Genomic DNA, 24,190 nt, shown 5'->3' with positions numbered 1-24,190 from the left:
CCGCCCGTGCTCGCCTGATCCGGGGTGAATCCCTGTGCTGTTCGCTGACCGCGCCGATGCGGGGGAACGGCTTGCCGAGGCCCTTCGCCCGCTGGCCGCGAGCGACCCCGTCGTACTGGGTCTCCCGCGCGGCGGCGTGCCGGTGGCCTTCCGGGTGGCCCGCGGACTCGGCGCCGCGCTCGATGTGATCGTCGTCCGCAAGCTCGGCGTCCCGCACCACCCGGAGCTGGGCTTCGGCGCCATCGGCGAGGGCGGCGTACGGGTCATCAGCGAGGACATCATGCGCCGCGGCCGGGTGTCGGAGGCGGCCGCTGCCGCTGTCGAGCGCGCGGAGGAGGCGGAACTGACGCGCCGGGCAAGGGCGTTCCGCGGCGACCGGCCCCGCATCCCCCTGACGGGCCGCACGGTGATCGTCGTCGACGACGGGATCGCGACCGGTGCGACCGCCCGGGCCGCGTGCGAGGTGGCTCGCGCGCAGGGCGCGGCGCGCGTCGTGCTGGCCGTACCGGTGGCGCCGCCGGATGCCGCCGAACGGCTGCGGGACTCGGTGGACGAACTGGTCTGCCTGTCGACGCCGTTCGGCTTCTCGGCGGTGGGCGAGTGGTACCGCGACTTCGGCCAGACACCGGACGAGGAGGTCGTCGCGCTGCTGGGCCGGGCCGCGCCGCCGGTGCACCCCTCTGCCACCGTCGAGGTGGAGGTGGACGCGGGCGGTGTGGTCCTGCCGGGCGAGCTCACCGCGAGCGGGGACACCGGAGCGCTCGTCGTGTTCGCCCACGGCTCCGGGAGCAGCCGGCACAGCCCGCGCAACCGCGCGGTGGCCGCCACCCTGAACCGGGCCGGCCTCGGCACGCTGCTGTTCGACCTGCTCACCCCCGCCGAGGAGGCCGACCGCGCCAACGTCTTCGACATCCCCACCCTGGCCGGACGGCTGGCCGGAGCCACCGGGTGGGTGCAGCGCCGCGCACCGGTCGCCGTCGGCGTGTTCGGGGCGAGCACCGGAGCCGCCGCCGCGCTGCGGGCCGCGGCGTCCACCGGGACGGAACGGGGCACGGGGATCGGCGCGGTCGTCTCACGCGGCGGCCGCCCAGACCTCGCCGGGGACCGTCTCGGCGACGTACGGGCCCCGACGCTGCTGATCGTGGGCGGCCACGACACCCGCGTGCTGGAGCTGAACCGGGAGGCCCAGGCCGGGCTGCGCTGCGAGAACCGGCTCGACGTCGTCGCCGGGGCGACCCACCTCTTCGAGGAGCCGGGCGCGCTCGACCAGGTCGCCGGCCTGGCCCTGGAGTGGTTCACCGGCCATCTCACGGAGCGGCCCGGCTGACCCGCGGGCGGACCGCCGGCCATCGGCGCCCCGGCGGTCCGAAGGGATGCCCGTGGGGTTTCCCGTCACGCGAAGCAACCCTGCGCACGCTTCTGTCGTCTTGATCCACAACAAGGCGGCACGCCGCACACGACCGACCTCGACCGACCCCCCACGAGCGCACGGGTCCGACTACCGTGCATCTATACGCCAGATGTATACATGGAGCGTATAGATGCAGTCGGGACGCCCTGTTCGCGCGCGAAAGGCTCCCATGCACAGCAAAGCACTGGCGCCCGAGTACCAGGGCGCCCTCACCAAGATGTCCGTGAACGCCTGCCTCACGGACGTACTGGCCGAGGGACAACGCCACCTGCGGGAAGCCGAGCTCTCCGGCTCCCCGCAGGAAGTCGCCCGCACCGGCCTCGCGGTGGCCGAGGCGCACCGCCGGCTGGGCAACGTCCAGGACGCCGACCGGGCGTGGAAGGCCAGCTACCGGGCGGCCCGGTCCGCCGACGACACGGGAGCCAGGGCCTGGGCACTGTGGAGCGGCGGGACCCTCGCCCGGCAGCGGGGCGAACTGCGGCTCGCTTTCCGCCTGTTGCGGCTGGCGGCGGACCTGGGGAAGGCGGGCGGCGACGTGGTGGCGCGCGGCTACTCCCTCGCCGGCCTCGCGGAGACCGGCCGCATCCAGGGCGACTACCGGACCGTCGCCGCGCTCCACGAGCAGCTGCTCGCCGAGGCGCGCGCCCGCGGCGAGGCCCGCCACACCGTCTGGGCCCTGGAGGGCATCGCCCAGATCCACCGCAACACCGGGTCCTTCGACACCGCCCTGGAGATGTTCGAGGAGGCGGCTCAGCTCGCCGGTGACGCGGACGACCGGCGCGGCCGGGCCTGGGCGCTGCGCGGCATGGCCGACATCATCTCCGTACGCGACAACGACCCGGAGCGCGCGCTCGCCCTGCTGTCCGAGGCCGAACTCACCTGTCGGGCGATGAAGCTGTCGAGCGCCCTCGCCTACAACCACAAGATGCGCGCCAACGTGCTCTATCGCGCCGGGCGGTACGAGGAGGCCCGCGAGGTCTACGAGCAGGCGCTGGCGGAGTTCCGTGAGATGACGGAGCCCCGGGGCGAGGCGCTGGCCCGGCTCGGGCTGGTGAAGTCCCTGGCCAGGCTCGGCCGCGACCGTGCGGAGACCGCCGCGGAGCTGGACGTGCTGCGCGGCACGCTGGACCGGATCGGGCTGCTCAACGCCCGCGACATGGTCGACAAGGCGTACGCGGAGCTCGGCGTCACACCGGCCGCTTCCACCGCCGAAGCCACGGCGGGCGGCAGCCGATGACGCCTCCCCTGGCCGAGCGGACCGAGGCGCCCGCCGTCCTCGCCCGCTGCCGCGATCTGGTCCGGCCGGCCCTCGGCCGGGCCGTGGCGACGCTGCATCCGTGGCATGCCGAGATCACCGCGTACTCCCTCGGCTGGGAGGGGCCCGACGGCCGTGCCGTCCCCGGTGCGCAGGGCAAGGGGGTGCGGCAGGCACTGGCGGTGCTCGGGGCGGAGGCCGTCGGCGCCCAGGCGGGAAGCGCGGTCCCCGGCGCGGTGGCCGTCGAGCTGATCCACACGTTCTCGCTCCTCCACGACGACATCATGGACGGCGACGAGACCCGCCGGCAGCGGGCCACCGCCTGGAAGGCGTACGGGACCGGGCCCGCGGTCCTCGCGGGTGACGCGCTCTTCGCCCTGGCCGTGCAGACCCTGGCCGCGGCTCCCGGGGGCAGCTGCGCGCCTGCGGTCCGGCTGCTGTCGGGGGCCCTCGGCGACCTGGTCCGCGGCCAGGCCGACGACCTGCTCTTCGAGTCGCGCCCGTGGACCGGGCCCGACGCTGTGCGGCCGCAGGAGTACCGGCTGATGGCCGAGCACAAGACGGGCGCGCTGCTGGGCTGTGCCGCCGGTCTGGGCGCCGTGCTCGGCGGCGCCGGGCGCACGGAGACCGATGCCCTCACCGCGGCCGGGCGCCATCTGGGGGTGGCGTTCCAGGCGGTGGACGACGTGCTCGGCATATGGGGCGATCCGGCGGTCACCGGCAAGCCGGTCCACAGCGATCTGCGGCGGGGCAAGAAGACGTATCCGGTGCTCGCCGCCCTCACCGCCGGCGGTCCCGCCGCCCAGCGGCTCGGTGCGCTGCTGCGGTCCGGCGAACCCCTGGACGACCGCGCCGCACGGCAGGCGGCCGGCCTGACGGAGGAGGCCGGCGGACGCGCGGCCGCCGTGGCCGAGGCGGACCGGAATCTGGAGCGTGCCCGGGCCTGTCTGGAGAGCGTGACGCTGGCCCCGGACCCGCTGGCGGACCTCCTCGCCCTGCTGCCGTACTTCACCGCACGCACCCTGTGACGCCCCGCGCGGCCGGCCCCGGCCGGCCGCGCACCCGCCCCCGCACGCGGCGGGCGTGGTCAGGGATGCATCGACGCGCCCTTGAGGATCTTGTCCACCGCGTTGCGCGGCCCGTGCACGGCGAGTCCGACCAGGTCCAGCGCGTCACGGTGGACGGCGCGGACCGCGGCCCGGTTGTCCCGGTCGTTGCCCGTCGCGAAGAGGTCGGAGGTGAACACCGACAGGGTCACACCCCGGCCGACCGCCCGCGTGTGGGCGGTCGTCAGCAGCTCCTTCGACCCCTCGAAGACGAGAACGGGCTGGCGGAACATCGGGAGGTACGGGGTGTCGTCCGCGTCGGCGTACGGCTCGCCGATCACCTCGGGCACGGCCGTACCGACGCCACTGACCAGGAAGGCCGTGACATTGAGCCGCTGCCAGGTCTCCAGGTCGTCCCGGAGCAGTACGGCGATCTTGGTGTCGAAGCGGACGGGGACTGGTTCGTCTGTCATGCGACCGAGCCTGCCGGACCGCCCGCCGCTCCGTCTTGTACGAACTTTGCACGTCCGGCCTCGGCATCGGGGGCGCGGAGGGGCCGGGCGTACGATCGGGGCATGGCTGCTGCTCGTCCGGACATCACCGCGTGGCGGCCTGCCGTGGCGGGAATCGAAGAGGTCTTCCACGCCCACTTCACCGACCACACCTACCCCATGCACACGCATGACGCGTGGACCCTGCTCATCGTCGACGAGGGGATGGTCCGCTACGACCTGGACCGCCACGAGCACGGTGTGCTCACCCATGTGGTGACCCTGCTGCCCCCGCACGTTCCGCACAACGGCGGCGCAGCCACCCCCGAGGGCTTCCGCAAGCGCGTCCTGTACCTCGATGTCGGCCAGGTCGACGAGGGGCTCGTCGGCACCGCCGTCGACCGGCCCGTCGTCGACGATCCGGCCCTGCGGCGCCGGATCCACCGTCTCCACGCCGCGCTCGCCGGACCGGGCGACGAACTGGAGGCGGCGAGCCGGCTCGCCCTGGTCTCCGAGCGGCTCGAACAGCATCTGCGCAACCGGGCGGAACCCGTGCGCCACGTGCACGACCGCAGGGTCGCGCACCGGCTGCGCGATCTCCTCGACGAACGGTTCGTGGCGGGGATCACCCTCCAGGAGGCGGGGCTGCGTCTGCAGGCCCACCACACCCATCTGGTGCGGGCCTTCAGCCGGGAGTTCGGGATGGCACCGCACCAGTACGTGACGGGACGCCGCGTCGACCTGGCCCGCCGGCTGCTGCTCCAGGGGATGCCGGCGTCGGACGTGGCGAGCGCGGTCGGCTTCTACGACCAGTCCCATCTGACGCGCCACTTCAAGCGCGTCGTGGGGACCGGTCCCGGGCACTACGCCCGTACCCGCGGCGCGCTCGCCGTGCCCGCCTCCTGACGGCGGCTACCGGCGTTCCAGCGAGCCGCGGACGAAGGCCGCCTGTCCGGCGTGCTGAAGATCGTCCGACAGCACGCTGACCAGCCGTACGCCCAGGGTGACGGGCGGCGACCAGGCCTCGTCCACGACCCGGTCAAGCGCCCTGCCGTCGAGGCCCTGCACGAAGCCGATCGTCTGCAGGTGCACGGCGTCGTAGTAGCCGATCAGCAGCTCCGGCGAGCCCACCCGCACGGCCGCCACGTCGGCGCTGCTCTGCCCGTAGCCGGTGGCCTCCTTGGCGAAGGGCAGGTCGAAGCGGGCCGTCCAGTCCTGGGTGAACCAGATCTGCTGGATCCCGGCCGCGTCGGCGATGTGGTCGTCCTGGACACGGGTGAGATGCCACACCAGCCAGGCGATCGAGTTGGCGCCGTCGTCGATGCGGGCATGGAGGTCGTCGGGGTCCAGGCCCTCCAGGGCCGAGTGCACCGTCTCCCGGACGCGGGTGAATCCGTCCACCAAAAGGTCTGCGACATTCATGTCCTCACCATCCCCGCTCCCCCGCTCCGCCCCCGTCACCGACACGCCCCACGACGGGCGGCGCCGGTGAGGGGAAGGTCCCTCACCGGCGCCGCGGGGAGATCAGGAGTAGATGCCGAACTCCCAGAGCGAGTAGCCCCAACCCGTGCCGCGCTGGGTCAGGTTGAGCTTCACATAGCGGGCGGTCTGCGCGACGTCGATGTCGTCGGCGTCACCGTTCCCGCTCGTGGTGGAGTACGCGGAGCGCCAGTTGCTGCCGTCGTCCGAGACCAGTACCTCGTACGCCTTGGCGTACGCCGGGTCCCACACCAGCTGGAGGTGGCGGAAGGACTTCCGCTCACCGAGGTCGACCTGGATCGACTGGGGGTCGCTCCAGTCGCTGGCCCAGCGGGTGTCCATCCGGCCGTCGAACGCCATCGCGGCCGTGCAGGGGCAGCCGGTGCTGCCGGCCTGGGCGGAGCTGGCGGTGGCCGGCCGTCCGGCGGCCAGGTTGGTGCCGGAGACCGGGGGCACCACGACCTTCACGGACTTGGTCTCGATGCCCGCGTTGCCGTGTCCGTCCTCGGCCTGGATGTAGACCTTCCACACCCCGAGCCGCTCCGGCGCCTTCACCGCGAAGGTGCCGTTGCCGGTGGACCGCCAGGCGGCCTCGACCAGGGCCTTGTCGCCGGTGGCGTAGTTCCCGCTCAGGTAGATCTTGTACGTCAGCGGGTCGTTGTCCGGGTCGCGGATGTCGGCACGGACGGTGAACTCCTGTCCGGCGGGTGCGCCGTTGGCGTTCTGCACGGTCATGTTGCTGATGACCGGCGGGGTGTTGTCGCCGACGGTCGAGCCCTTGTACGCCTTCTTCAGCGCGTAGTAGGAGAGCCGCTTCTTGCCGTCCGGCACCACGTTGAACCAGACGCCGCCGAAGTCGTGCTCCGTCCCGTAGTGGAAGAGCGTGGCCCCGAGGGCGACGCCCTGGTGGGCGGTGATGCAGTTCCAGGCCTTGGTGTACCCCTCGGCCTTCTGGACGTCGGTGGGCTCGTCCGGGACGCCGTTGGCGTCGTCGGGGACCTCCCACTCACCGGCCGGGCCGCCCTCGGTGATGATGTAGGGCTTGTTGTAGCCGCCGGACTCCCAGGCGCCGCGGACCCCGCAGATGTCGCCGTAGGAGTTGACCGAGTAGAGGTCGAGGTCGGGGGCGTTGCGCTTGTAGTACGGCCAGGCGCCCGTCCAGGCGTCGGTCGAGGTCACCGGGTGGTTCGGGTCGATGGTGTGGATCTTCTTCGCGACGTCGTTGACGAAGGTGGTGTAGGCGTTGCGCTGCTTCTCCAGTTCGTCACCGCTGTAGCAGTTCTGGAGGCCGAGGACCGACTCGTTGCCGACGTTCCACATGAGGACGCCCGGGTGGTTCTTGTAGGTGTCGACCCACTTGGCGAACTCGGTGAGCGAGGACGACTTGTAGGCGTCGTCGGTCAGGTAGTTGACACACCCTCCGCTGCCCGGACCGCCGCCCGGCTGGAGCCAGAAGCCGCTGACGACCCGGATCCCGTTGGCCGCGGCCTCGTCCAGCAGCGGCTTCGAGGAACCGTCGGTCCCCCAGGTGCGGATGGTGTTCACGCCCATCGACTTCAGGTCGGGCAGGTAGCGCCCCGCGTCGGCGACGGACGGCCCCCAGGTCAGTCCCTTGACCTGGTACGGCTTCCCGCCGACGGTCAGCTGCCAGTTGCCCTGCGAGCCGGTGACGCGGACGGCGCCGCCGGGGTCGGGCGGGGTGCCGGTGGTGGAGCCGTAGACCTGGAACTCCCAGAGGGAGTAGCCGTATCCGCCGGCGCGGGCGGTGCCGTACATCCGGACGTAGCGCCCGGAGCCGGAGACGGCCAGTTCGTCCGTGCCGCCGTCGCCGTTGGTCACGGCCTTGAGGGTGCGCCAGTCGGATCCGTTGTCCGAGGCCTGGATCTCGTACGCCTTGCCGTAGGCGGATTCCCAGGTCAGGACGACCCTGCTGAGGTCGGCGGTGGCGCCAAGGTCCACCTGGATCCACTGCGGGTCGCGCCATTCGCTGGCCCAGCGGGTGCCGGTCAGATTTCCGTCCACGGCCGCCGACGCGGCGAGCCCGGCCCCCTCGTGGGAGGAGTCCGTGGCGGTCTTCCCCTGCGACAGCAGGGACTCGGCGGCCCGGGCGGGAGGCGCCGCCGTCAGCATCACGAGCGACGACGCGAGAAGGGCGAGAAGGGTGATCAACAGCGTGCCCGAACGCGGTCTTCGGGGCAGGGCTGCGCAAACTCTGTGCACGTTCTCTCCTGGCAGAAGAGTGCGGGACAGGTGTCCCGTAACGAATGGGAGAGCGCTCTCCCAGGAGAGTGACGTGTACCCGTTCCGGTGTCAACGAGCGTGACGAGGTCGATTCCGCGGGGTCGTACGGACGCCCGGAATCCGGACGTCACTCCCCCGCCTGCGGTACGTGCCGGCGGTGCGCGGCTGCCTTACGGCGCGAGGCCGCGGGACTCCACCGGCAGCTCGCCGCGCTTGCCCGTCCCCACTCCGGCCGCCCGCGCGGCGGAGTGCAGGGAACGCAGGGCGAGCAGCAGGAAGCCGATGTCGTCGAGGTAGACCGGGTCGGGCAGCAGGTCGACGGGCGACACGGTGTAGAGCACCGCCGCCCAGAGCAGCGCCTTGTTGTGCAGCGGGATTCCGGCGTCGGTCAGCAGCTTCCTGGCGCGCAGGACCCGCACCAGGAGGACGGCTGCGACGCCCATGGTGAGCAGCACGAGAACCGCGGCGATGACGATCCATGTCGTGGTGTCCATGCCTCACGTGTACCCGCGGAACGGGAAATCACCGAGCGGGTGCGCGGACGGCCCCCTGTGACGGCGGCCTCGCCCTCAGCTCTGCTCCTTGGCCCGCCTGCGCGAGCGGCGCTTCAGTGCGCGCCGCTCGTCCTCGCCCAGGCCGCCCCACACCCCGGCGTCCTGGCCGTTCTCCAGGGCCCACCGCAGGCACTGTTCCCTTACGGGGCAGCCTCGGCACACCGCCTTGGCATCCTCGGTCTGCACGAGTGCGGGGCCGGTGCTCCCGATGGGGAAGAACAGGTCGGGGTCCTCTTCGCGGCATGCCGCGTGCATACGCCAGTTCTCGACGGGCATCTCACTCTCCTGACGGTCGTGTGCGTCCATTCGGCTCAGTACGCTGCGGGTGACCGCCCTGACGTTTCCGAAACCCCCCGCGGCACACGCGTCGCGGCCGTCGAAGCTGCGGGGGCGGCGGCTCCGGGGCGACCATGGGAGACAGCGGGCCTGCGTCCGGGCGCGGTGACGGCATGGGAAGGATGTCCGTGGGCGGCACTGATGACATGCGGACCGGCTGGAGAGAGGCGCAGCCGGAGGGTGTGCGCCGCTCGCCCGAAGGCGGCCTGCTGGATGTCCTCGGGGTGGCGGCGATGGTGCTGGACACCGGGGGCCGCATCGTGCTGTGGAGCCCGCAGGCGGAGCAGCTGCTCGGTTACTCGCCGCAGGAGGCGCTGGGCCGGTTCGCCGCCCGGCTGCTGGTGGACGAGGACCACCTCCAGCTGGTGCTGACGCTGTTCACCGAGGTGATGAGCAGCGGCGAGGCGTGGGCGGGGGTCTTTCCCGTACGCCACAAGGACGGCACGGCCCGGCTGCTGGAGTTCCGCAACATGCGGCTCCAGGACGACCGCGGTGACTTCTTCGCGCTGGGGCTGGCGGCGGACGGGGCGACCCTGAGCCAGGTCGAGCGCGACCTCGCGCTGTCCGTGCGCCTGGTCGACCAGTCCCCGATCGGCCTGGCGGTCCTGGGACACGATCTGCGGTACCTGGCGGCCAATCCCGCACTGGAGCGGATGGACGGGCTGAGTGCCGCCGATCATCTGGGCCGCCGGGTGGGCGAGGCACTGCCGTTCCTGGAGTCCGGCGCCCTCGTGGCGGCCATGCGCGAAGTCCTCAGGAGCGGTGTGCCGTACGTGTCCCACGACGTGGCGGGCCGTACCGCGGCCGATCCGGGGACCGACCGTGCCTGGTCGGTGTCGCTGTACCGGCTGGACGACTCCGGCGGCCGGGTGCTGGGGATCGCGGTGTCGCTGATCGATGTGACCGACCGCTACCGGGCGGCGGCCGAGGCGGAGCGGGCCCGGCACCACCTGGCGCTGGTCGCGGACGCCTCGGTGCGCATCGGCACCACCCTGGATCTGGAGCTCACGGCCCGGGAGCTCGCCGAGGTCACGGTGCCGGAGCTCGCCGACGTGGCCGCGGTCGATGTGCTGGACAGTGTCCTGAAGGGGCGCCCCGGTGTGACCGAGGGGCCGATCCTCATCCAGGCCCTGGCCCTCGTGGCCGCGCGGCCGAACCCCGTCGTGGAGGCAGCGGACCCACCGGGGCACGCCGCCCAGTACGGCACCGACCGGCTGATCACCCGCTGTGTGCGCACGGCCCGGCCGGTCCGGGAGCCGGTTCTCGACGCGGAGATACTCTCGCGCATCGCCCGTGACAGCCGCTCGGCGGCACTGCTCGCGGAGGCGGGCGCGCACTCCTACCTGGCGGTGCCGCTGATCGCGCGGGGCGAGGTCCTGGGCGCGATCGACCTGATCCGTACGGACAATCCGCTGCCGTTCACCGAGGACGACGAGCTGCTGGCGTCCGAGCTGGCCGCCCGTGCGGCGGTCAGTATCGACAACGCGCGCCTGTACCGGCAGCAGCGGGAGACGGCGCTCACCCTCCAGCGCAGCATGCTGCCGCACAACCACCACGATCCGGTGGGTCTCGAGGTGGCGTCCCGCTACCAGCCGGCCGCTTCCCGCTACGAGGTCGGCGGCGACTGGTTCGACGTGATCGGGCTGCGGCACGGGCGGACCGCGCTGGTGGTGGGCGATGTGATGGGCAGCGGGATCAACGCGGCCACCACGATGGGGCGGCTGCGCACCGCCACCCAGACGTTGTCCCGGCTCGGCCTGCGGCCCGCCGAGGTGCTGGGGCACCTCGACGAGATCACCGTCGATCTGGACCCGTGGTTCGCCACCTGCGTGTACGCCGTGTACGACCCGGCCGCGGGCCGGTGCCGGGTGGGGACCGCCGGTCATCTCCCGCCGGTGCTGATCCCGCGCGGCGGCACGCCGAGGCTGCTCGAACTGCCGCCGGGGGCGCCGCTCGGGGTGGGCGGTGTCCCGTTCAGCGACGTCACGGTCGCGCTCGGCCCCGGGGACCGGCTGGTGCTGTACACGGACGGGCTGGTGGAGACCAGGGACCAGGACATCGACGCCCGGCTGGACACCCTGCTCGGGCTGCTGCGCGATCCCGACCCCTCGCTGGAGGAGTGCTGCGACCGGCTGCTGCGCGAGCTCCGGCACCCCCAGGGCCATGACGACGTGGCGCTGCTGGTGGCCCGGGTGCGCGACTGACTCCGGGCGGTGCCACGGACTCCGTGGCACCGCCCGGCGCCGGGTGGTTCAGCGCCCGCAGCGGCGGTGCCGGCGGCAGTGACGGGACGCCGTGGCCGCCCGGCGGGTTCCCGCGCCGAGGAAGCCCAGACCGATGCCGAACATCCAGGAGTCCTTGGCCAGCGGGACGCCGTCCTGGCTCGGGCGCAGGCTGCCGGGTTCCCGCATGCCGGGCACCCGCAGGTACAGGCCGAGCAGGCCGCCGGAGAACCCGGTGAGGGCGAGTCCGGCGAGCCTGGTCGGCACGAACGGGACCAGCAGGCTGCTGCCGACCGCGATCTCCGACCAGGCGAGCAGCCGGGTGAACCGGTCGGGCTCGAGCTTCTTCAGGAACGGGTAGGCCGTACAGGCCATCCCGTGCAGGCCCTGGGCGGTCGCTTCGTCGGCCTTGAGCTTGCCCAGGCCGGAATTGAGGATGAACGCGCCGGTGGCGATGCGCGGCGGAAGGTCGCGCGGTTCGGGCAACGGCAGCATGAGGCTCCTCCACGGTTCGGGTCGATGGCCCCCGACCGACGATAGCCAGCGGAAGTCGGGGCCGCGCGCAGAGAAGGCCGGCCGGGGCCGGAGACCGCCGGATGGCGGCGGCTCCGGCCCCGGCGCCGGTCAGGCGGTGTCGCCTGCCGACTCGGCCCGGACCGTGCGGGCCGCCGCGACGAGGTTGACCAGGGAGGCGCGGGTCTCCGGCCAGCCCCGGGTCTTGAGGCCGCAGTCGGGGTTGGCCCACAGCCGCTCGGTGCCCAGTGCGTCGAGGCCGGTGCGCAGCAGGGCGGCCGCCTCCTCGGCGCTCGGCACCCGGGGCGAGTGGATGTCGTAGACCCCGGGCCCCGCCTCGCGCGGGTAGCCGTGGCCGGCGAGTTCCCTGGCCACCTCCATGTGGGAGCGGGCGGCTTCCAGGCTGATGACGTCGGCGTCGAGTTCGTCGATGGCGCGGATGATGTCGCCGAACTCGGCGTAGCACATGTGGGTGTGGATCTGGGTCTCGGGCCGCACGCCGCCCGTGGTCAGGCGGAACGCCTCGGTGGCCCACGCCAGGTAGGCGGCGTGCTCGGCGGACCGCAGCGGCAGGGTCTCGCGCAGGGCGGGTTCGTCGACCTGGATGACCGAGGTGCCGCCCGCCTCCAGGTCGGCCACCTCGTCGCGCAGGGCCAGGGCGACCTGGCGGGCGGTCTCGGCGAGCGGCTGGTCGTCGCGCACGAACGACCAGGCGAGCATGGTGACCGGCCCGGTGAGCATGCCCTTGACGGGGCGTGCGGTCAGGGACTGCGCGTACGAGGTCCAGCGCACGGTCATCGGATCCGGCCGTGAGATGTCACCGGCCAGCACCGGCGGCCGGACGTAGCGGGTGCCGTAGGACTGGACCCAGCCGTGCCGGGTGGCGAGGTAGCCGGTGAGCTGTTCGGCGAAGTACTGGACCATGTCGTTGCGTTCGGGCTCGCCGTGCACCAGGACGTCGAGTCCGGTCTCCTCCTGGAAGGCGATCACCTCGCGGATCTCGGCCTCGATGCGCTTGTCGTAGCCGGGGCCGTCGAGCCGTCCGGCCCGCAGATCGGCCCGGGCGGTGCGCAGTTCGTCCGTCTGCGGGAAGGAGCCGATCGTGGTGGTGGGCAGCGGGGGCAGTCCCAGGTGCGCGCGTTGCAGCGGGCTCCGTTCGGCATAGGGGTGGGAGCGGCGGCCGTGCGCGTCGGTGACGGCCGCGGCGCGGGCCCGCACGGCCGGGTCGCGGGTCAGCGCGGACCCTGCGCGGGATGCCAGGGCCGCCCGGTTCGCGGCGAGTTCGGCGGCGATGGCGCCGGTGCCGTGGGTGAGGCCGCGGGCGAGGACGACGAGTTCGGTGGTCTTCTGGCGGGCGAAGGCGAGCCATCGGAGGATCTGCGGGTCGGTGCCGCGCTCGGCGGCGGCGTCCAGGGGGACGTGCAGCAGGGAGCAGGAGGCGGAGACATCGACCCGGCCGGCGAGGCCGAGCAGGGTTCCCAGCGTGGCGAGGGACTTCTCCAGGTCGTTGATCCAGATGTTGCGGCCGCTGACGATGCCGGCGACCAGCCGCTTGCCGGGCAGCCCGCCCGCGGCGGCGAGGTCGGCCAGGTTGGCGGCGCCGGATTCGGTGAAGTCGAGGGCGAGTCCCTCGACCGGGGTGCGGGCCAGGACGGGCAGGGCCTCGCCGAGCCGCCCGAAGTAGGAGGCGACCAGGAGCTTCGGGCGGTCGTCCGCCCCGCCGAGCAGCCGGTAGGCGCGGGCGACGGCGTCCAGTTCCGCGGGGGTGCGGTCCTGTACGAGGGCGGGCTCGTCGAGCTGCACCCAGCCGGCGCCTGCCGCCCGGAGGTCGGCGAGCACCTCGGCGTACACGGGCAGCAGCCGGTCCAGCAGGGACAGCGGGTCGAAGTCCGCGGGGGTGCCGGGGGCCGCCTTGGCCAGCAGCAGGTAGGTGACCGGGCCGACGAGGACCGGACGTGCCGTCAGACCGAGGTCCGCGGCCTCACGGAACTCGGCGACCTGCCGGGCGGAGTCGGCGGTGAACACGGTGTCGGGGCCCAGTTCGGGCACCAGGTAGTGGTAGTTGGTGTCGAACCACTTGGTCATCTCCAGCGGGGCTGCGTCCCGGCTGCCGCGGGCCATCGCGAAGTACCCGTCCAGCGGATCGGCGGCGACGGCGGCCCGGTGGCGCTCCGGGACGGCGCCGACCATCACGCTGGTGTCCAGGACGTGGTCGTAGAGCGAGAAGTCGCCGGTGGGGAGTTCACCGAGGCCGGCGGCCGCGAGTTCCCGCCAGTTCGCCCGGCGCAGTGCGGCGGCCTGCTCCCGCAGGGCGTCGGCGGTGACGCGGCCCTTCCAGTAGCCCTCGACCGCCTTCTTCAGTTCACGGTCGGGGCCCTGGCGGGGGTAGCCGTACACGGTGGCCGCTGCCGTCGCCGTGGTGGGTTCGGATGTCACGTAGCTCTCCTTCGCGAGCGTGTCTCCTGCGGATCCCGGACCGGGACGAGGGCGCGAAGGTGTGACGGACCGGGCGGTTCACCGCACCGTTTCGGTGCCGTCCGCCCGCTGTCTGCCGCCGACCCGCCCACGAGGTCACCGAGATCTCCGCTTCCGGGGGTTCGGACGCGGGCAGCGGGCAGGTCTTCGGACTCGCGGGCACGTCTGCCGAGGCAGACACCTACTGGCCGTCGCTTCCCAGACCCTTCGGATCCAGTGCGTATGACGGCGGTCGTTCCCGCTCACCGCTGCGGGGCAGTCCCGGATTCCCACCGGGTTCCCTCTTGCGACGCGCCTGCCTGGCGGACAGGGCGAACCAGCTGCACCGCCCACCCTAGAGGACGTCCGCGCACTCCACGGCACTGTTCACATGGCGGACCCTCGGCCGGGACGGACGGGTGTACGGGCGTTCGGCCATACTTGATCACGGCGGGTACAGAGAGGCGGCACAGTGGCCCGACAACAATCCGAATACGACGTCCTGGTGGTCGGCGGCAGCGGGGTGGACACGATCGTCCGCGTCGACTCCCTCCCGGTTCCGCTCGCCGACGCCGTCATGGTCGGTCCGATCGAGGAGTGGCCCGGTCAGACCGGCGGCAACGTGGCGCTCGGTGCCCGCGCGCTGGGGCTGGACGTCGCGCTGCTCGACTGCATCGGCGACGACTGGACCGGCACGCGGGTGCGCGAGCGGCTGGCCGAGGGCGATGTGGAGTTCCACCCGCTGATCTCGGCTGCGGGCACCCGCCGTGCGGTGAACCTGGTGGACGCGACGGGGCGGCGGATGTCCTTCTACGACGCCCGCGATCCGGCGGATCTGCGGATGCCGCGGGACTTCTACCTTCCCCGGCTGCGGCGCGCCCGCCATGTGCATCTGTCCATTACAAACTTCACGCGCTTCCTCTACGACGACATCGAGGCCCTCGGCCTCCCCGTCTCGACGGATCTGCACGACTGGGACGGACTGGCCGACCACCAGAGGGAGTTCGCGCTCCGGTCCGATCTGGTCTTCTTCAGCGCGGCGACGACCGGCGACCGCGCCCCCGCCCTGATGCGGGAGATCCTGCGCGAGGGCCGTGCCTCGACGGTGGTCGCCACGGCCGGCGCGGAGGGCTCCTACGTCCTCACCCGGGACGGCGGCGGGGACCCGCACCACGTCCCGGCGACCGTGCCGCCGGCGCCGGTCGTGGACAGCAACGGCGCTGGTGACGCGTTCGTCACCGGCTTCCTGTACGGGCGGCTCGACGGCCGGGACGCCCTCGGCTCCGCCCGCCTGGGCGCGGTGGCGGGTGCCTTCGCGTGCACGGCTCCCGGCTCCACCGCCATGATCGGCCGCGAGGCCCTGCTGGCGGCGGACGGCGGCGGCTCGTAGCCGCACCCGAGTGTGCGCGTGCCCCGGCGGGCCGGAGTGACCGGTCCGCCGGGGCACGCGCCGCACGGCTGAAGTGCCGCTGTTTCCGGGCTACTTCAGATACGGACCGGCCGTGCCGATCTTCCCCGGGCCGTTCAGCACGTAGACGCGCATGTTGCCCTTGCCGGGTGCGGCGGCGGTGAGCTTTCCGTCAGTGACGACCTGCGTGTCACCGGTGACGGCGTCCTTGTACGTGCCGTTGGGGATGCCGGTGTACGAGGCGCCGCCGGTGACAGTGACGAGGGCGAAGCTGTCCGTCGTGCCGCTGGTGTAGCGGCGCTTGTACGCCATCTGGCCGGTGATGCCCTCGGTGGAGTACTGGCCCATCTGCAGGGCGGGCACGGCACGGCGGATCTCGTTGAGCCGCTGGACGTGCTTGACCAGGGGCTTGGACAGCGTGTTGGCGACCTCGCCGGTGGCGGAGTCGACCTTGGAGAACTCCGAGGCCGTGACGTCGCCGGCGAGGTGGTCGCCGTAGTAGGCGCGTCCGGTGGTGGCCAGCGGGCAGGTCGGCCCGCAGTCGATCTTCTTTCCGGCCTGGAACTCGATCTCCGATCCGTAGTAGAGCGTCGGGATGCCGCGGAAGGTCCACATCAGGGCCATGTTCTCGGCCCAGGCGTCGGTGCCGCCCGCGTAGCGCTCGCTGCTCTTGTTGGGGCCGTAGTCGTGGCTGTCGACGTAGACGACGTTGTACGTGGCGTCGTTGGTCGAGTCGTCGGAGTCCTTGCCGTTGTTGTACGCGTTCGGGGCGTCACCGAAGTTCATGTGCATGCGCATGTCGATGATGTTCATGCCGGAGAACTGGCTGTGGTCCGGGGTGTGGTAGCTGTTCCCGTCCAGGAACGCGTTGGTGGACGTGGGCTGTGATCCGGTGCCGAGCTGCTCCTCGTAGGTGTACATCTCCAGGGCGGCCTTGGTGTCGTCGGCGTCGTACTCCTTGCGCTCCTTCCAGGTGAAGAACTGCGCGGAGTGGTTGACCGAGCCGCGGTTCCACTTGTCGTTGACGAACGCGCCGACCTCGCCGAAGACCAGGAAGTTCTTCGCGGCCCCGGCGCCGAACTGCCGGGTGACGCGCTCCTGGATGGCGGGCAGGAAGCGGCGGTTCCAGGTGGTGCGCGGGATGTGGACGGCCGTGTCGATGCGGAAGCCGTCGACGCCCATGTCGATGTACTTGTTGTACGCGCCGATCAGGTAGTTCTGCACGGGAGCGGACTCGGTGTTGAAGTCGGCCAGGTCGTCGTGCAGCCAGCAGGAGCGGGAGTCCTCGCCCTCCCAGTTGCCCAGCCAGCAGTTGTGGTAATACTCCTTCGGGAACATGCCCGAGGTCGGGTTCGGCCACTGGCAGTTGTAGATCCGGTAGCCCTCCGGGGAGGTGTACTGGGTTGGTTTGCCCCAGTCGACGCAGGTGTTGCCCGCGGGCTCGGCCGTGGACCACAGGTCGCCGTTGTAATACGACTTGCCGGTCTTGGGATCGACGGTCAGGCCGTCGTACTCGAAGCCTTCGTTCTTCTCGTCGTAGTACCAGCTCCACTGGCTGTCACGGACCCCGTAGACGGTCGGGGTGTAGAGGCCCTTGGCGCCCCAGCGCGAGGAGTGGTTGTAGACGACGTCCTGGTAGATCTTGATGCCCTTGGCGTGGGCGGCGTTGATGAGGTCCTGGTACGAGGCTCCGGCGGACTCCAGGCGGGGGTCCACCTTGTAGAAGTCGTAGCCGTGGTAGCCGTGGTAGTCGTAGTCGGACCGGTTCAGGACGACCGGGGTGATCCAGATGGCGGAGAAGCCGAGCCCCTTGATGTAGTCGAGCTTCTTGACCAGGCCCTTGAAGTCGCCGCGGAACATGGGGTCGTTGTTGGCGGCGTTGCCGGACTTCACGTCCTGGTTGCCGCCGCGGTTGTTGCTCGCGTCGCCGTCGTTGAAGCGGGCGGTCAGGACGAAGTAGATGGGGTCCTTGCGCGGGTCGGTGCCCAGCGGCTTGCCCTGGGCGGCGGCCGGCGGCCTGTCGCCCGTGGTGGCCTTCGCGGCCGCGGAGGCCCCGGAGGTGTTGCCCGCCGCGTCGGCCGCCTTGACGGTGTAGGTGTAGGCGGTGTTCTCCTCCAGGTTCGACTCGGAGAGCACGGTCGAGCTCACGTCGGTGACGACGCTGCCCTTGGTGCCTCCGGTCCGGGTGACCTGGTACTTGGTCACCTTCTTGTTGTCGGTGGAGGGTTCCCAGGTCAGGACCACGCCGATGCCGTCGGCCTTGGCCGTGACGCCCGTGGGCACGGTCGGCGCCTCGGTGTCGGGTGTCTCGGCGACGCACGGGTCCTTGGCGTCCTTGACGACGGCCCGGTCCTTCACGGTGCTGACGCCGGTGGAGAGGGTGTAGTTGCCGCCGTTGTTGTTGTCCCAGACGCCGTTGCCGTTGTTGAACGCGGCCTGCATCGAGGCGGCGGTGCCGAGGTCGACCGTCTTCTTCACCCAGCCGGTGCAGGCGGGCTCCATCCCGACGCCGGGCACCGCGGTCCAGGAATCGCCTACGGGCTGGTAGTGCAGGTTGGTGGTGGTCCAGCCGACGGTGGCGGTCGAGTAGTACACCGATGCGGTGTTCGCGGCGCTGTCGGTGGGACTCGGGCTCGGGTCCGGGCCGGTGCCGTCCGCGCACGGGTCGCTGTGGGCCACGACCCCGTCCTTGACGGTGATGTCGCCGCTGCCCAGGTCGTAGTTCTTGCCGGCGTTGTTGTCCCAGACACCGGATCCGTTGTTGAAGGTCGCCTTCAGTCCCTGCGCGGTGCCGAGCGGAACGGTCTTCTTGACCCAGTCGGTGCAGGCGGCCTCCATCGCGACGCCGGGCACCGTGGTCCAGGACCCGCCGTCCGGTGCGTAATGGAGTTTGTACGCCGCCCAGTTCTTCGTCTTCGTGTAGTAGAAGACGGTGGTGGACGTCTCGGATGCGGCGACGGGCTTCGCGTTCAGACCGGGGGTGGCGGGCAGTGCGGTGAACAGTCCGAGCACTGCGGCCGCGGCCGTGGCTGCCGCCAGGGGGCGTCTGAGCAGCCTGTGAGGGGTGCGTTTCATCGGTGTCTCCAGGGAAGGGCCACGGCGACGGCGAGCCGAGGCGTCCAGGGCGCAGGAATCGGGGACCTGCGCCGTCCCGCCGGAAACCCTGACGCGCCTCAAGGTCCGAGCGATGGGGGTGCGTTCCGACTGAAACTCCAGCCGGAATGTTGCTGCAATCTCTTGCAGCTCGGAAGTTACCGGCACATGACAAGGCCGTAAAGAGGTCTGACGGCCCGCATCGGGCCCTCCTCAAGCGGAGGTCAGAGTTCCGGCTCCCGGCGTGACTCCCGCCGCACCGCCACCGCTCAGAGCGGCACGGTCAACTGCGCCTGAAGGTGGGCGCGGAGCACACCGGCCATGTCCGTCGTGCAGTCACTGAGGAGCCACTGCGTCTGGAGTCCGTCCATCATCGCGATCAGCTGCTGAGCCGCCTCGTCGGGGTCGATCCCGTCCCGCAGGGCACCCGCGTCGCGGGCTTCCGTGTACGAGACCGCGGTCGTCAGCACCAGGTCGCGGTACCGCTCCACGAAATAGGCGTGAGCCGGGTGCTCGGCAGAGGTGGCCTCGGCGGCGACCACGGAGAACAGCTCGACGATGCCCCGCCGTTCGGCGTTCAGCACGGCGAGGTCGACCAGCCGGCGCAGGCAGTCCACGCCCGTGGGCTCGCCGACGGCGAACAGCTCGCCGTCCACGTCGTCGCGGCGTTCAAGGACCGCGAGCAGCAGTGACCCCTTCGTGGGGAAGTGGTGCAGCAGCCCAGGGTGCGAGATGCCGCAGCGCGTCGCGATCACGCGCAACGACGCTCCCCGGTAGCCGACCTCACCGAACAGGGCCATGGCCTGGTCGAGGATCTCCACCCGCTTGGCGCGGCCCTTCGCATAGCCCCGCCGCGCCTCACCCGTCACTCGTCACTCTCCCCGGTCGTCTCGAACGGCTCTTCTGCGTACAGTCGCATACTCACATACTTACCACCCGGTCGGGATTCAGCGTACGGTGGATCCCAGCGGCCGTGTTGCGCCGTGCCGTCCCGCCGACGCTGTGAAAGGAACTCCTGTGGGCTCCTCCCTGCCCTATCTCGACCCCGCCCTGTCCGTCCCGGAGCGCGTCGCCGACCTGGTCGGCCGGATGACGCTGCCCGAGAAGGTCGGCCAGATGCTCCAGTTGAACGCCAAGGACGGGGTGCGCTCCCACATCGAGGAGATGCACGCGGGCTCGATCCTGCACGCCTCCCCCGAGCGGGTCCTGGAGGCCGCCGCCCTCACCGAGCAGACCCGGCTTCGGATCCCGCTGCTCGTCGCCGAGGACTGCATCCACGGCCACTCCTTCTGGGAGGGGGCCACGATCTACCCGACCCAGCTCGGCATGGCGGCGTCCTGGGACCCCGAGCTCGTGCGGCGCATCGCCCGGGCCACGGCCGTCGAGGTGGCCGCGACCGGCGTCCACTGGACGTTCTCGCCGGTCCTGTGCATCACCCGCGACCTGCGCTGGGGCCGGGTGAGCGAGACGTTCGGCGAGGACCCCTTCCTCATCGGTGAGCTCGCCTCGGCCATGGTGCGCGGCTACCAGGGCGACGGGCTCGACGACCCGACGGCGATCCTCGCGTGCGCCAAGCACTTCGCGGGCTACTCGGAGACCCAGGGCGGCCGCGACGCCAGCGAGGCCGACATCTCGCGGCGCAAGCTGCGTTCGTGGTTCCTGCCCCCGTTCGAGCGGGTCGCCCGCGAGGGCTGCCGGACGTTCATGCTCGGCTACCAGTCCATGGACGGGGTGCCGGTCACCGTCAACAACTGGCTGCTGAACGAGGTGCTCCGCGGCGAGTGGGGCTACACCGGGACCCTGGTGACCGACTGGGACAACGTCGGCCGCATGGTGTGGGAGCAGCATGTGTATGCCGACCACACGCAGGCGGCCGCCGCCGCGGTCCGCGCCGGCAACGACATGGTCATGACGACGCCGGCCTTCTTCGGCGGCGCGCAGGAGGCCGTCGCCGCGGGCACGCTGAGCGAGGCGGAGGTCGACGCCGCGGTCCGGCGCATCCTCACCCTCAAGTTCGAACTGGGCCTGTTCGAGAACCCGCGCCACCCCGACCGCGAGCGCCAGGCCGCCGTCATCGGCAGCGCGGACCATGCCGGGCTGAACCAGGAAGCGGCGCGCCGCTCGCTGGTACTGCTCACCAACGACGGCACGCTGCCGCTGGCCGGCGGTTTCGAGGCCGGTCCGCAGGGCCGCGCGGTCGCGGGTGCGGACTCCGCTCCGCGTACGGTCGCCGTCATCGGCCCCAACGCCGACGACCCGCAGACCCAGCTCGGCGACTGGGCGGGCTCGTCCGGCCAGGCGGACTGGCTGCCGGACGGCCAGCCGCGCGCCATGATCCGTACGGTGCTGGACGGCTTCCGGGAGCACGTGCCCGCCGGCTGGACCGTCTCCCACGCGCGCGGGGCCGACATCCTCACCGTGGGCCCCGACCCCGAAGGCGCGTTCTTCCCGGACGGACAGCCGCGGCCGGAAATCGTCGTCCCGGCGGAGCCGTCCGAGACCCTGATCGCCGAGGCCGTCGCCGCGGCGGAGGCCGCCGACTACGTGGTCGCGGTCGTCGGTGACCGGATCGAGCTGATCGGTGAGGGCCGCTCGACGGCGACCCTGGAGCTGATCGGCGGTCAGGTCGCGCTGCTCGACGCACTGGCCGCGACGGGCAAGCCGCTCGTGGTCGTCGTCATCAGCTCCAAGCCGCTCGTCCTGCCGCCGTCCGCGCACGGCGCGGCGGCGATCGTGCACGCCTTCAACCCCGGCATGCTCGGCGGCCGGGCCGTCGCCGAACTCGCCCTCGGTCTCATCGAGCCGTCCGGGCGGCTGCCCATCTCCTTCGCACGCCACTCGGGGCAGCAGCCCACGTACTACAACCAGGTACGCGGCCAGCACGGCTCCCGGTACGCGGATCTGACGCAGAGTCCGGCGTTCGTCTTCGGCGAGGGCCTCAGCTACACGACCGTCGCGTACACGGACCTGGAGGTGCTCACCGACGTCCTGGGCGCGGGCGACACCCTGCGGGCGCGCGTCACCGTCAGCAACACGGGTGACCGTCCGGTCCTGGAGACCGTGCAGACGTACATCAGCGACACGGTCACCTCGGTGACCTGGGCGGAGAAGGAGCTCAAGGCCTACCGCCAGGTGGCGCTCGCCCCCGGTGAGTCCCGAGAGGTCGCCATCGAACTGCCGGTCGCCGACTGCACGCTGGTGGACGCCGAGGGCCGGCGCATCGTCGAGCCGGGCGCGTTCGAACTGCTCGTCGGCCCGTCATCGCGCGACGCGGCACTGCTGCGCGCCGGTTTCACGGTCAAGGGCTGAGCACCGACGGCGCCCGGCAGCGAGTGCCGGGCGCCGGTCACCCGCCGGGATAGCCCAACCGGGCCCCGGCGGCGGCCCGGCGGCATGTCGTGGGGGCGCCCCGCGGCATGCCGCCTACTGTCACCCGCACGGAACCTGGGAGCGGGTGACGTTGCGGTATCGGCGCTGTGCGGGCCGCTCCGGCGCCCGCCGTCCCCCTCGATGACGACGTCACTCACGACGAAGTACGGGGAGTGGCATGCCGCACGTACAGCAGCAGCGACGACGGCCGGGGGTGGCCGCCCTGGTCTGCGGCCGGCGCACCAAATGGCTGGTCGTGGCGTTGTGGCTGATCGTCTTCGTCGTCGCGGCGCCGCTCGCCCAGAAACTCACCGACGCCCAGGACAACGACGCCACCTCCTGGTTGCCGAGCAGCGCGGAGTCCACCCAGGTCCTGGAGAGTTCGAAGAACTTCCGGCCCGAGGTCATCACCGCCATCGTCGTGTACGCCCGCGAGGGCGGGCTGACCGTGGCGGACCGCGCCGAGATCGTCGAGGACACCCGGCAGTTGCGCGCCCTCGGCGGGCACGGCGTGCGGGGCGCGCAGACCCGCGGCCCCGTCTACGACAAGAAGGTCGCGCCCTCGGCGGCGCAGGTCTTCGTACCCATCACGATGGGCGAGGAGGGCTGGGAACAGATCGGCCCCGCGGTCGACGACATCAGGGAGATCGTGGGGAAGGGCGGCGACGGTCTCGCCGTCCACGTGACCGGTCCGGGCGGGGTCACGGCGGACTCCGCGGAGGCGTTCTCCGGAATCGACTCGACGCTCCTGTTCGCCGCCCTGGCCGTGGTGATCATCATGCTCCTGATCACCTACCGGAGCCCCACCCTGCTCCTGCTGCCCGTGATCGCGGTCGTGGCCGCGCTGTTCAGCGCCCAGGCGGTCATCTATCTGCTGGCGGCGCACGCGGGCCTGACCGTGAACGGGCAGAGCGCGGGCATCCTCACGGTGCTGGTGTTCGGTGCCGGCACGGACTACGCCCTGCTGCTCGTGGCCCGCTACCGGGAGGAACTGCGCCGCCACGAGGACCGGCACGAGGCGATGGCCCGGGCGCTGCACCGGGCCGGTCCCGCCGTGCTGGCGAGCAGTGGCACGGTGGTGCTCGGCATGCTGGTGCTGCTGGTCGCGGAGATGAACTCGACCCGGGGGCTCGGGCCGGTGGCCGCGATCGGTGTGGCGGTCGCCCTGGTCGCCATGCTCACCCTGCTGCCCGCCCTGCTGGTGATCTTCGGCCGGTGGGTGTTCTGGCCGGTCGTCCCGCACTTCGGTTCCACCGAGCCGACCGAGCACGGGGTCTGGGCCCGGATGGGCGAGCGGCTCTCGCGCCGCCCCCGCACGATCTGGATCGTCACCGCGCTGGTGCTCGCCGCCCTGTCGCTGGGGCTGACGCAGCTGCGCGCCTCCGGCCTCAGCAACGCGGACTCGTTCACCGGGAAACCGGACTCGATCACCGGCCAGGAGGTCCAGGACCGGTACTTCCCCGGCGGCAGCGGCGACCCGCTGGTGATCATCGCCGACGCCGGCCGCGCCACCGCGGTGCGGGCGGCCGTGGCGACGACCCCGGGGGTGGTGCGCGGTTCGGTCGGCACCCCGCCCGGTGCCCGTCCCGAGGCGGACGGTCAGGTCATCCTCGAAGCGACGATGACGGATCCGGCGGACAGCGACGCGGCCAAGGACACGGTGGAACGGGTCCGCGACGCGGTGCACGCGGTGCCGGACGCCGATGCCCAGGTCGGCGGCAGCACCGCGGCGCTGCTGGACATGGACACCGCGACCAGGCACGACAACCTGCTGATCATCCCCCTGGTCCTCCTGGTGGTGCTGATCATCCTGGGGCTGCTGCTGCGCGCGGTGGTGGCGCCCGTCCTGCTGGTCGCGACCGTGGTGCTCTCGTTCGCCGCCGCCCTCGGTATCAGCGCCCTGGCCTTCCGCTACGTCTTCGACTACGCGGGCGAGTCCACGGACTTCCCGCTGTTCGTCTTCGTGTTCCTGGTGGCTCTCGGCATCGACTACAACATCTTCCTGTCGACGAGGATCCGCGAGGAGGCGGTCCTCCACGGCACCCGGACGGGTGTCGTCGCCGGCCTGGCGGCCACCGGCGCGGTCATCACCTCGGCGGGACTGGTCCTCGCCGGTACCTTCGCGGCGCTCGGCACGCTCCCGGTCGTGGTGTTCGCCGAGATCGGGTTCGCGGTGGCCCTGGGCGTCCTGCTGGACACCTTCGTCGTCCGCTCGGTGCTCGTGACATCGCTCTTCCTCGACATCTGCGCGCGGGTGTGGTGGCCGCACCGGCTGTCCCGTGAGGACGGGACGCCGGGGCCGACGACGAAGGCGTAGG

The 24,190-nt window shown here is 71.9% G+C and carries 17 protein-coding genes and 1 riboswitch; of the genes, 8 read left to right on the top strand and 9 right to left on the bottom strand.

Annotated features, from left to right (window positions below; all coding sequences use genetic code 11):
• The first annotated feature begins 34 nt into the window (after positions 1 to 34).
• From OG408_RS37940 to OG408_RS37930, 3 genes are all read left to right on the top strand, one after another.
• Positions 35 to 1,327, top strand: coding sequence for a phosphoribosyltransferase (locus tag OG408_RS37940; protein ID WP_326674043.1), 1,293 nt, complete (start codon positions 35 to 37; stop codon positions 1,325 to 1,327).
• 253 nt (positions 1,328 to 1,580) lie between these two features.
• A complete protein-coding gene (locus OG408_RS37935; RefSeq protein ID WP_326674042.1) occupies positions 1,581 to 2,648 on the top strand; it encodes a tetratricopeptide repeat protein in 1,068 nt (355 codons plus the stop codon).
• Complete coding sequence (locus OG408_RS37930) at positions 2,645 to 3,694, top strand: polyprenyl synthetase family protein (RefSeq protein WP_326674041.1); 1,050 nt, start codon at positions 2,645 to 2,647, stop codon at positions 3,692 to 3,694. Before OG408_RS37935 ends, OG408_RS37930 begins: the two co-directional genes overlap by 4 nt.
• Positions 3,695 to 3,753: 59 nt before the next feature.
• Here the strand turns inward: OG408_RS37930 and OG408_RS37925 are convergent, their stop codons facing one another.
• On the bottom strand, positions 3,754 to 4,185 hold the full coding sequence (locus OG408_RS37925; RefSeq protein ID WP_285565607.1) for a DUF2000 domain-containing protein: 432 nt from the start codon (positions 4,183 to 4,185) through the stop codon (positions 3,754 to 3,756).
• Between the two features lie 102 nt (positions 4,186 to 4,287).
• Between OG408_RS37925 and OG408_RS37920 the strand changes: the two genes are divergently transcribed.
• Positions 4,288 to 5,109, top strand: coding sequence for a helix-turn-helix domain-containing protein (locus OG408_RS37920; protein ID WP_326674039.1), 822 nt, complete (start codon positions 4,288 to 4,290; stop codon positions 5,107 to 5,109).
• Between the two features lie 6 nt (positions 5,110 to 5,115).
• On the opposite strand, the gene OG408_RS37915 is transcribed toward OG408_RS37920, so the two are convergent.
• The 4 genes from OG408_RS37915 to OG408_RS37900 form a co-directional block, all read right to left on the bottom strand.
• Positions 5,116 to 5,625: a mycothiol transferase gene (locus OG408_RS37915; protein WP_285565609.1), complete on the bottom strand. Its 510-nt coding sequence runs from the start codon at positions 5,623 to 5,625 to the stop codon at positions 5,116 to 5,118.
• Positions 5,626 to 5,727: 102 nt separating this feature from the next.
• Positions 5,728 to 7,902, bottom strand: coding sequence for a discoidin domain-containing protein (locus tag OG408_RS37910; protein ID WP_326674037.1), 2,175 nt, complete (start codon positions 7,900 to 7,902; stop codon positions 5,728 to 5,730).
• Positions 7,903 to 8,093: 191 nt separating this feature from the next.
• Entirely contained in the window at positions 8,094 to 8,417 is a 324-nt protein-coding gene (locus OG408_RS37905; RefSeq protein ID WP_285565615.1) for a YkvA family protein, read from the bottom strand.
• A 75-nt stretch (positions 8,418 to 8,492) separates the two neighbouring features.
• Positions 8,493 to 8,753 (bottom strand): WhiB family transcriptional regulator, encoded by a 261-nt coding sequence (locus OG408_RS37900; RefSeq protein WP_285565617.1) that lies wholly within the window; start codon positions 8,751 to 8,753, stop codon positions 8,493 to 8,495.
• A 206-nt stretch (positions 8,754 to 8,959) separates the two neighbouring features.
• Between OG408_RS37900 and OG408_RS37895 the strand changes: the two genes are divergently transcribed.
• Positions 8,960 to 11,017 (top strand): SpoIIE family protein phosphatase, encoded by a 2,058-nt coding sequence (locus OG408_RS37895; RefSeq protein WP_326674655.1) that lies wholly within the window; start codon positions 8,960 to 8,962, stop codon positions 11,015 to 11,017.
• A gap of 48 nt (positions 11,018 to 11,065) precedes the next feature.
• On the opposite strand, the gene OG408_RS37890 is transcribed toward OG408_RS37895, so the two are convergent.
• Positions 11,066 to 11,530: a hypothetical protein gene (locus OG408_RS37890; RefSeq protein WP_326674036.1), complete on the bottom strand. Its 465-nt coding sequence runs from the start codon at positions 11,528 to 11,530 to the stop codon at positions 11,066 to 11,068.
• Positions 11,531 to 11,659: 129 nt separating this feature from the next.
• Positions 11,660 to 13,984, bottom strand: a complete 2,325-nt coding sequence (metE, locus tag OG408_RS37885; RefSeq protein ID WP_326674034.1) for a 5-methyltetrahydropteroyltriglutamate--homocysteine S-methyltransferase — start codon at positions 13,982 to 13,984, stop codon at positions 11,660 to 11,662.
• A gap of 160 nt (positions 13,985 to 14,144) precedes the next feature.
• Positions 14,145 to 14,360: riboswitch (cobalamin riboswitch) on the bottom strand.
• A 144-nt stretch (positions 14,361 to 14,504) separates the two neighbouring features.
• Between metE and OG408_RS37880 the strand changes: the two genes are divergently transcribed.
• Positions 14,505 to 15,392 (top strand): carbohydrate kinase family protein, encoded by an 888-nt coding sequence (locus tag OG408_RS37880; RefSeq protein WP_442806156.1) that lies wholly within the window; start codon positions 14,505 to 14,507, stop codon positions 15,390 to 15,392.
• Between the two features lie 90 nt (positions 15,393 to 15,482).
• Here OG408_RS37880 and OG408_RS37875 read toward each other — a convergent pair whose 3' ends face one another.
• Together OG408_RS37875 and OG408_RS37870 are read right to left on the bottom strand one after the other, a co-directional pair.
• The gene (locus tag OG408_RS37875; protein WP_326674032.1) at positions 15,483 to 18,485 is read right to left on the bottom strand and encodes a carbohydrate binding domain-containing protein; all 3,003 of its coding nucleotides are present in this window, start codon (positions 18,483 to 18,485) and stop codon (positions 15,483 to 15,485) included.
• 287 nt (positions 18,486 to 18,772) lie between these two features.
• A complete protein-coding gene (locus tag OG408_RS37870; RefSeq protein WP_285564420.1) occupies positions 18,773 to 19,372 on the bottom strand; it encodes a TetR/AcrR family transcriptional regulator in 600 nt (199 codons plus the stop codon).
• A 148-nt stretch (positions 19,373 to 19,520) separates the two neighbouring features.
• On the opposite strand from OG408_RS37870, the gene OG408_RS37865 reads away from it, so the two are divergent.
• Together OG408_RS37865 and OG408_RS37860 are read left to right on the top strand one after the other, a co-directional pair.
• On the top strand, positions 19,521 to 21,812 hold the full coding sequence (locus OG408_RS37865) for a glycoside hydrolase family 3 N-terminal domain-containing protein (protein ID WP_326674031.1): 2,292 nt from the start codon (positions 19,521 to 19,523) through the stop codon (positions 21,810 to 21,812).
• Between the two features lie 238 nt (positions 21,813 to 22,050).
• Positions 22,051 to 24,189 (top strand): MMPL family transporter, encoded by a 2,139-nt coding sequence (locus OG408_RS37860; RefSeq protein WP_326674029.1) that lies wholly within the window; start codon positions 22,051 to 22,053, stop codon positions 24,187 to 24,189.
• Position 24,190: the final 1 nt, after the last annotated feature.

The sequence above is a fragment of the Streptomyces sp. NBC_01257 genome, from assembly GCF_035917255.1.
Taxonomy (GTDB): Bacteria; Actinomycetota; Actinomycetes; order Streptomycetales; family Streptomycetaceae; genus Streptomyces.
The sequence above is the reverse complement of the archived record's forward strand: the minus strand, read 5'-3'. Positions and strand labels throughout refer to the sequence as shown.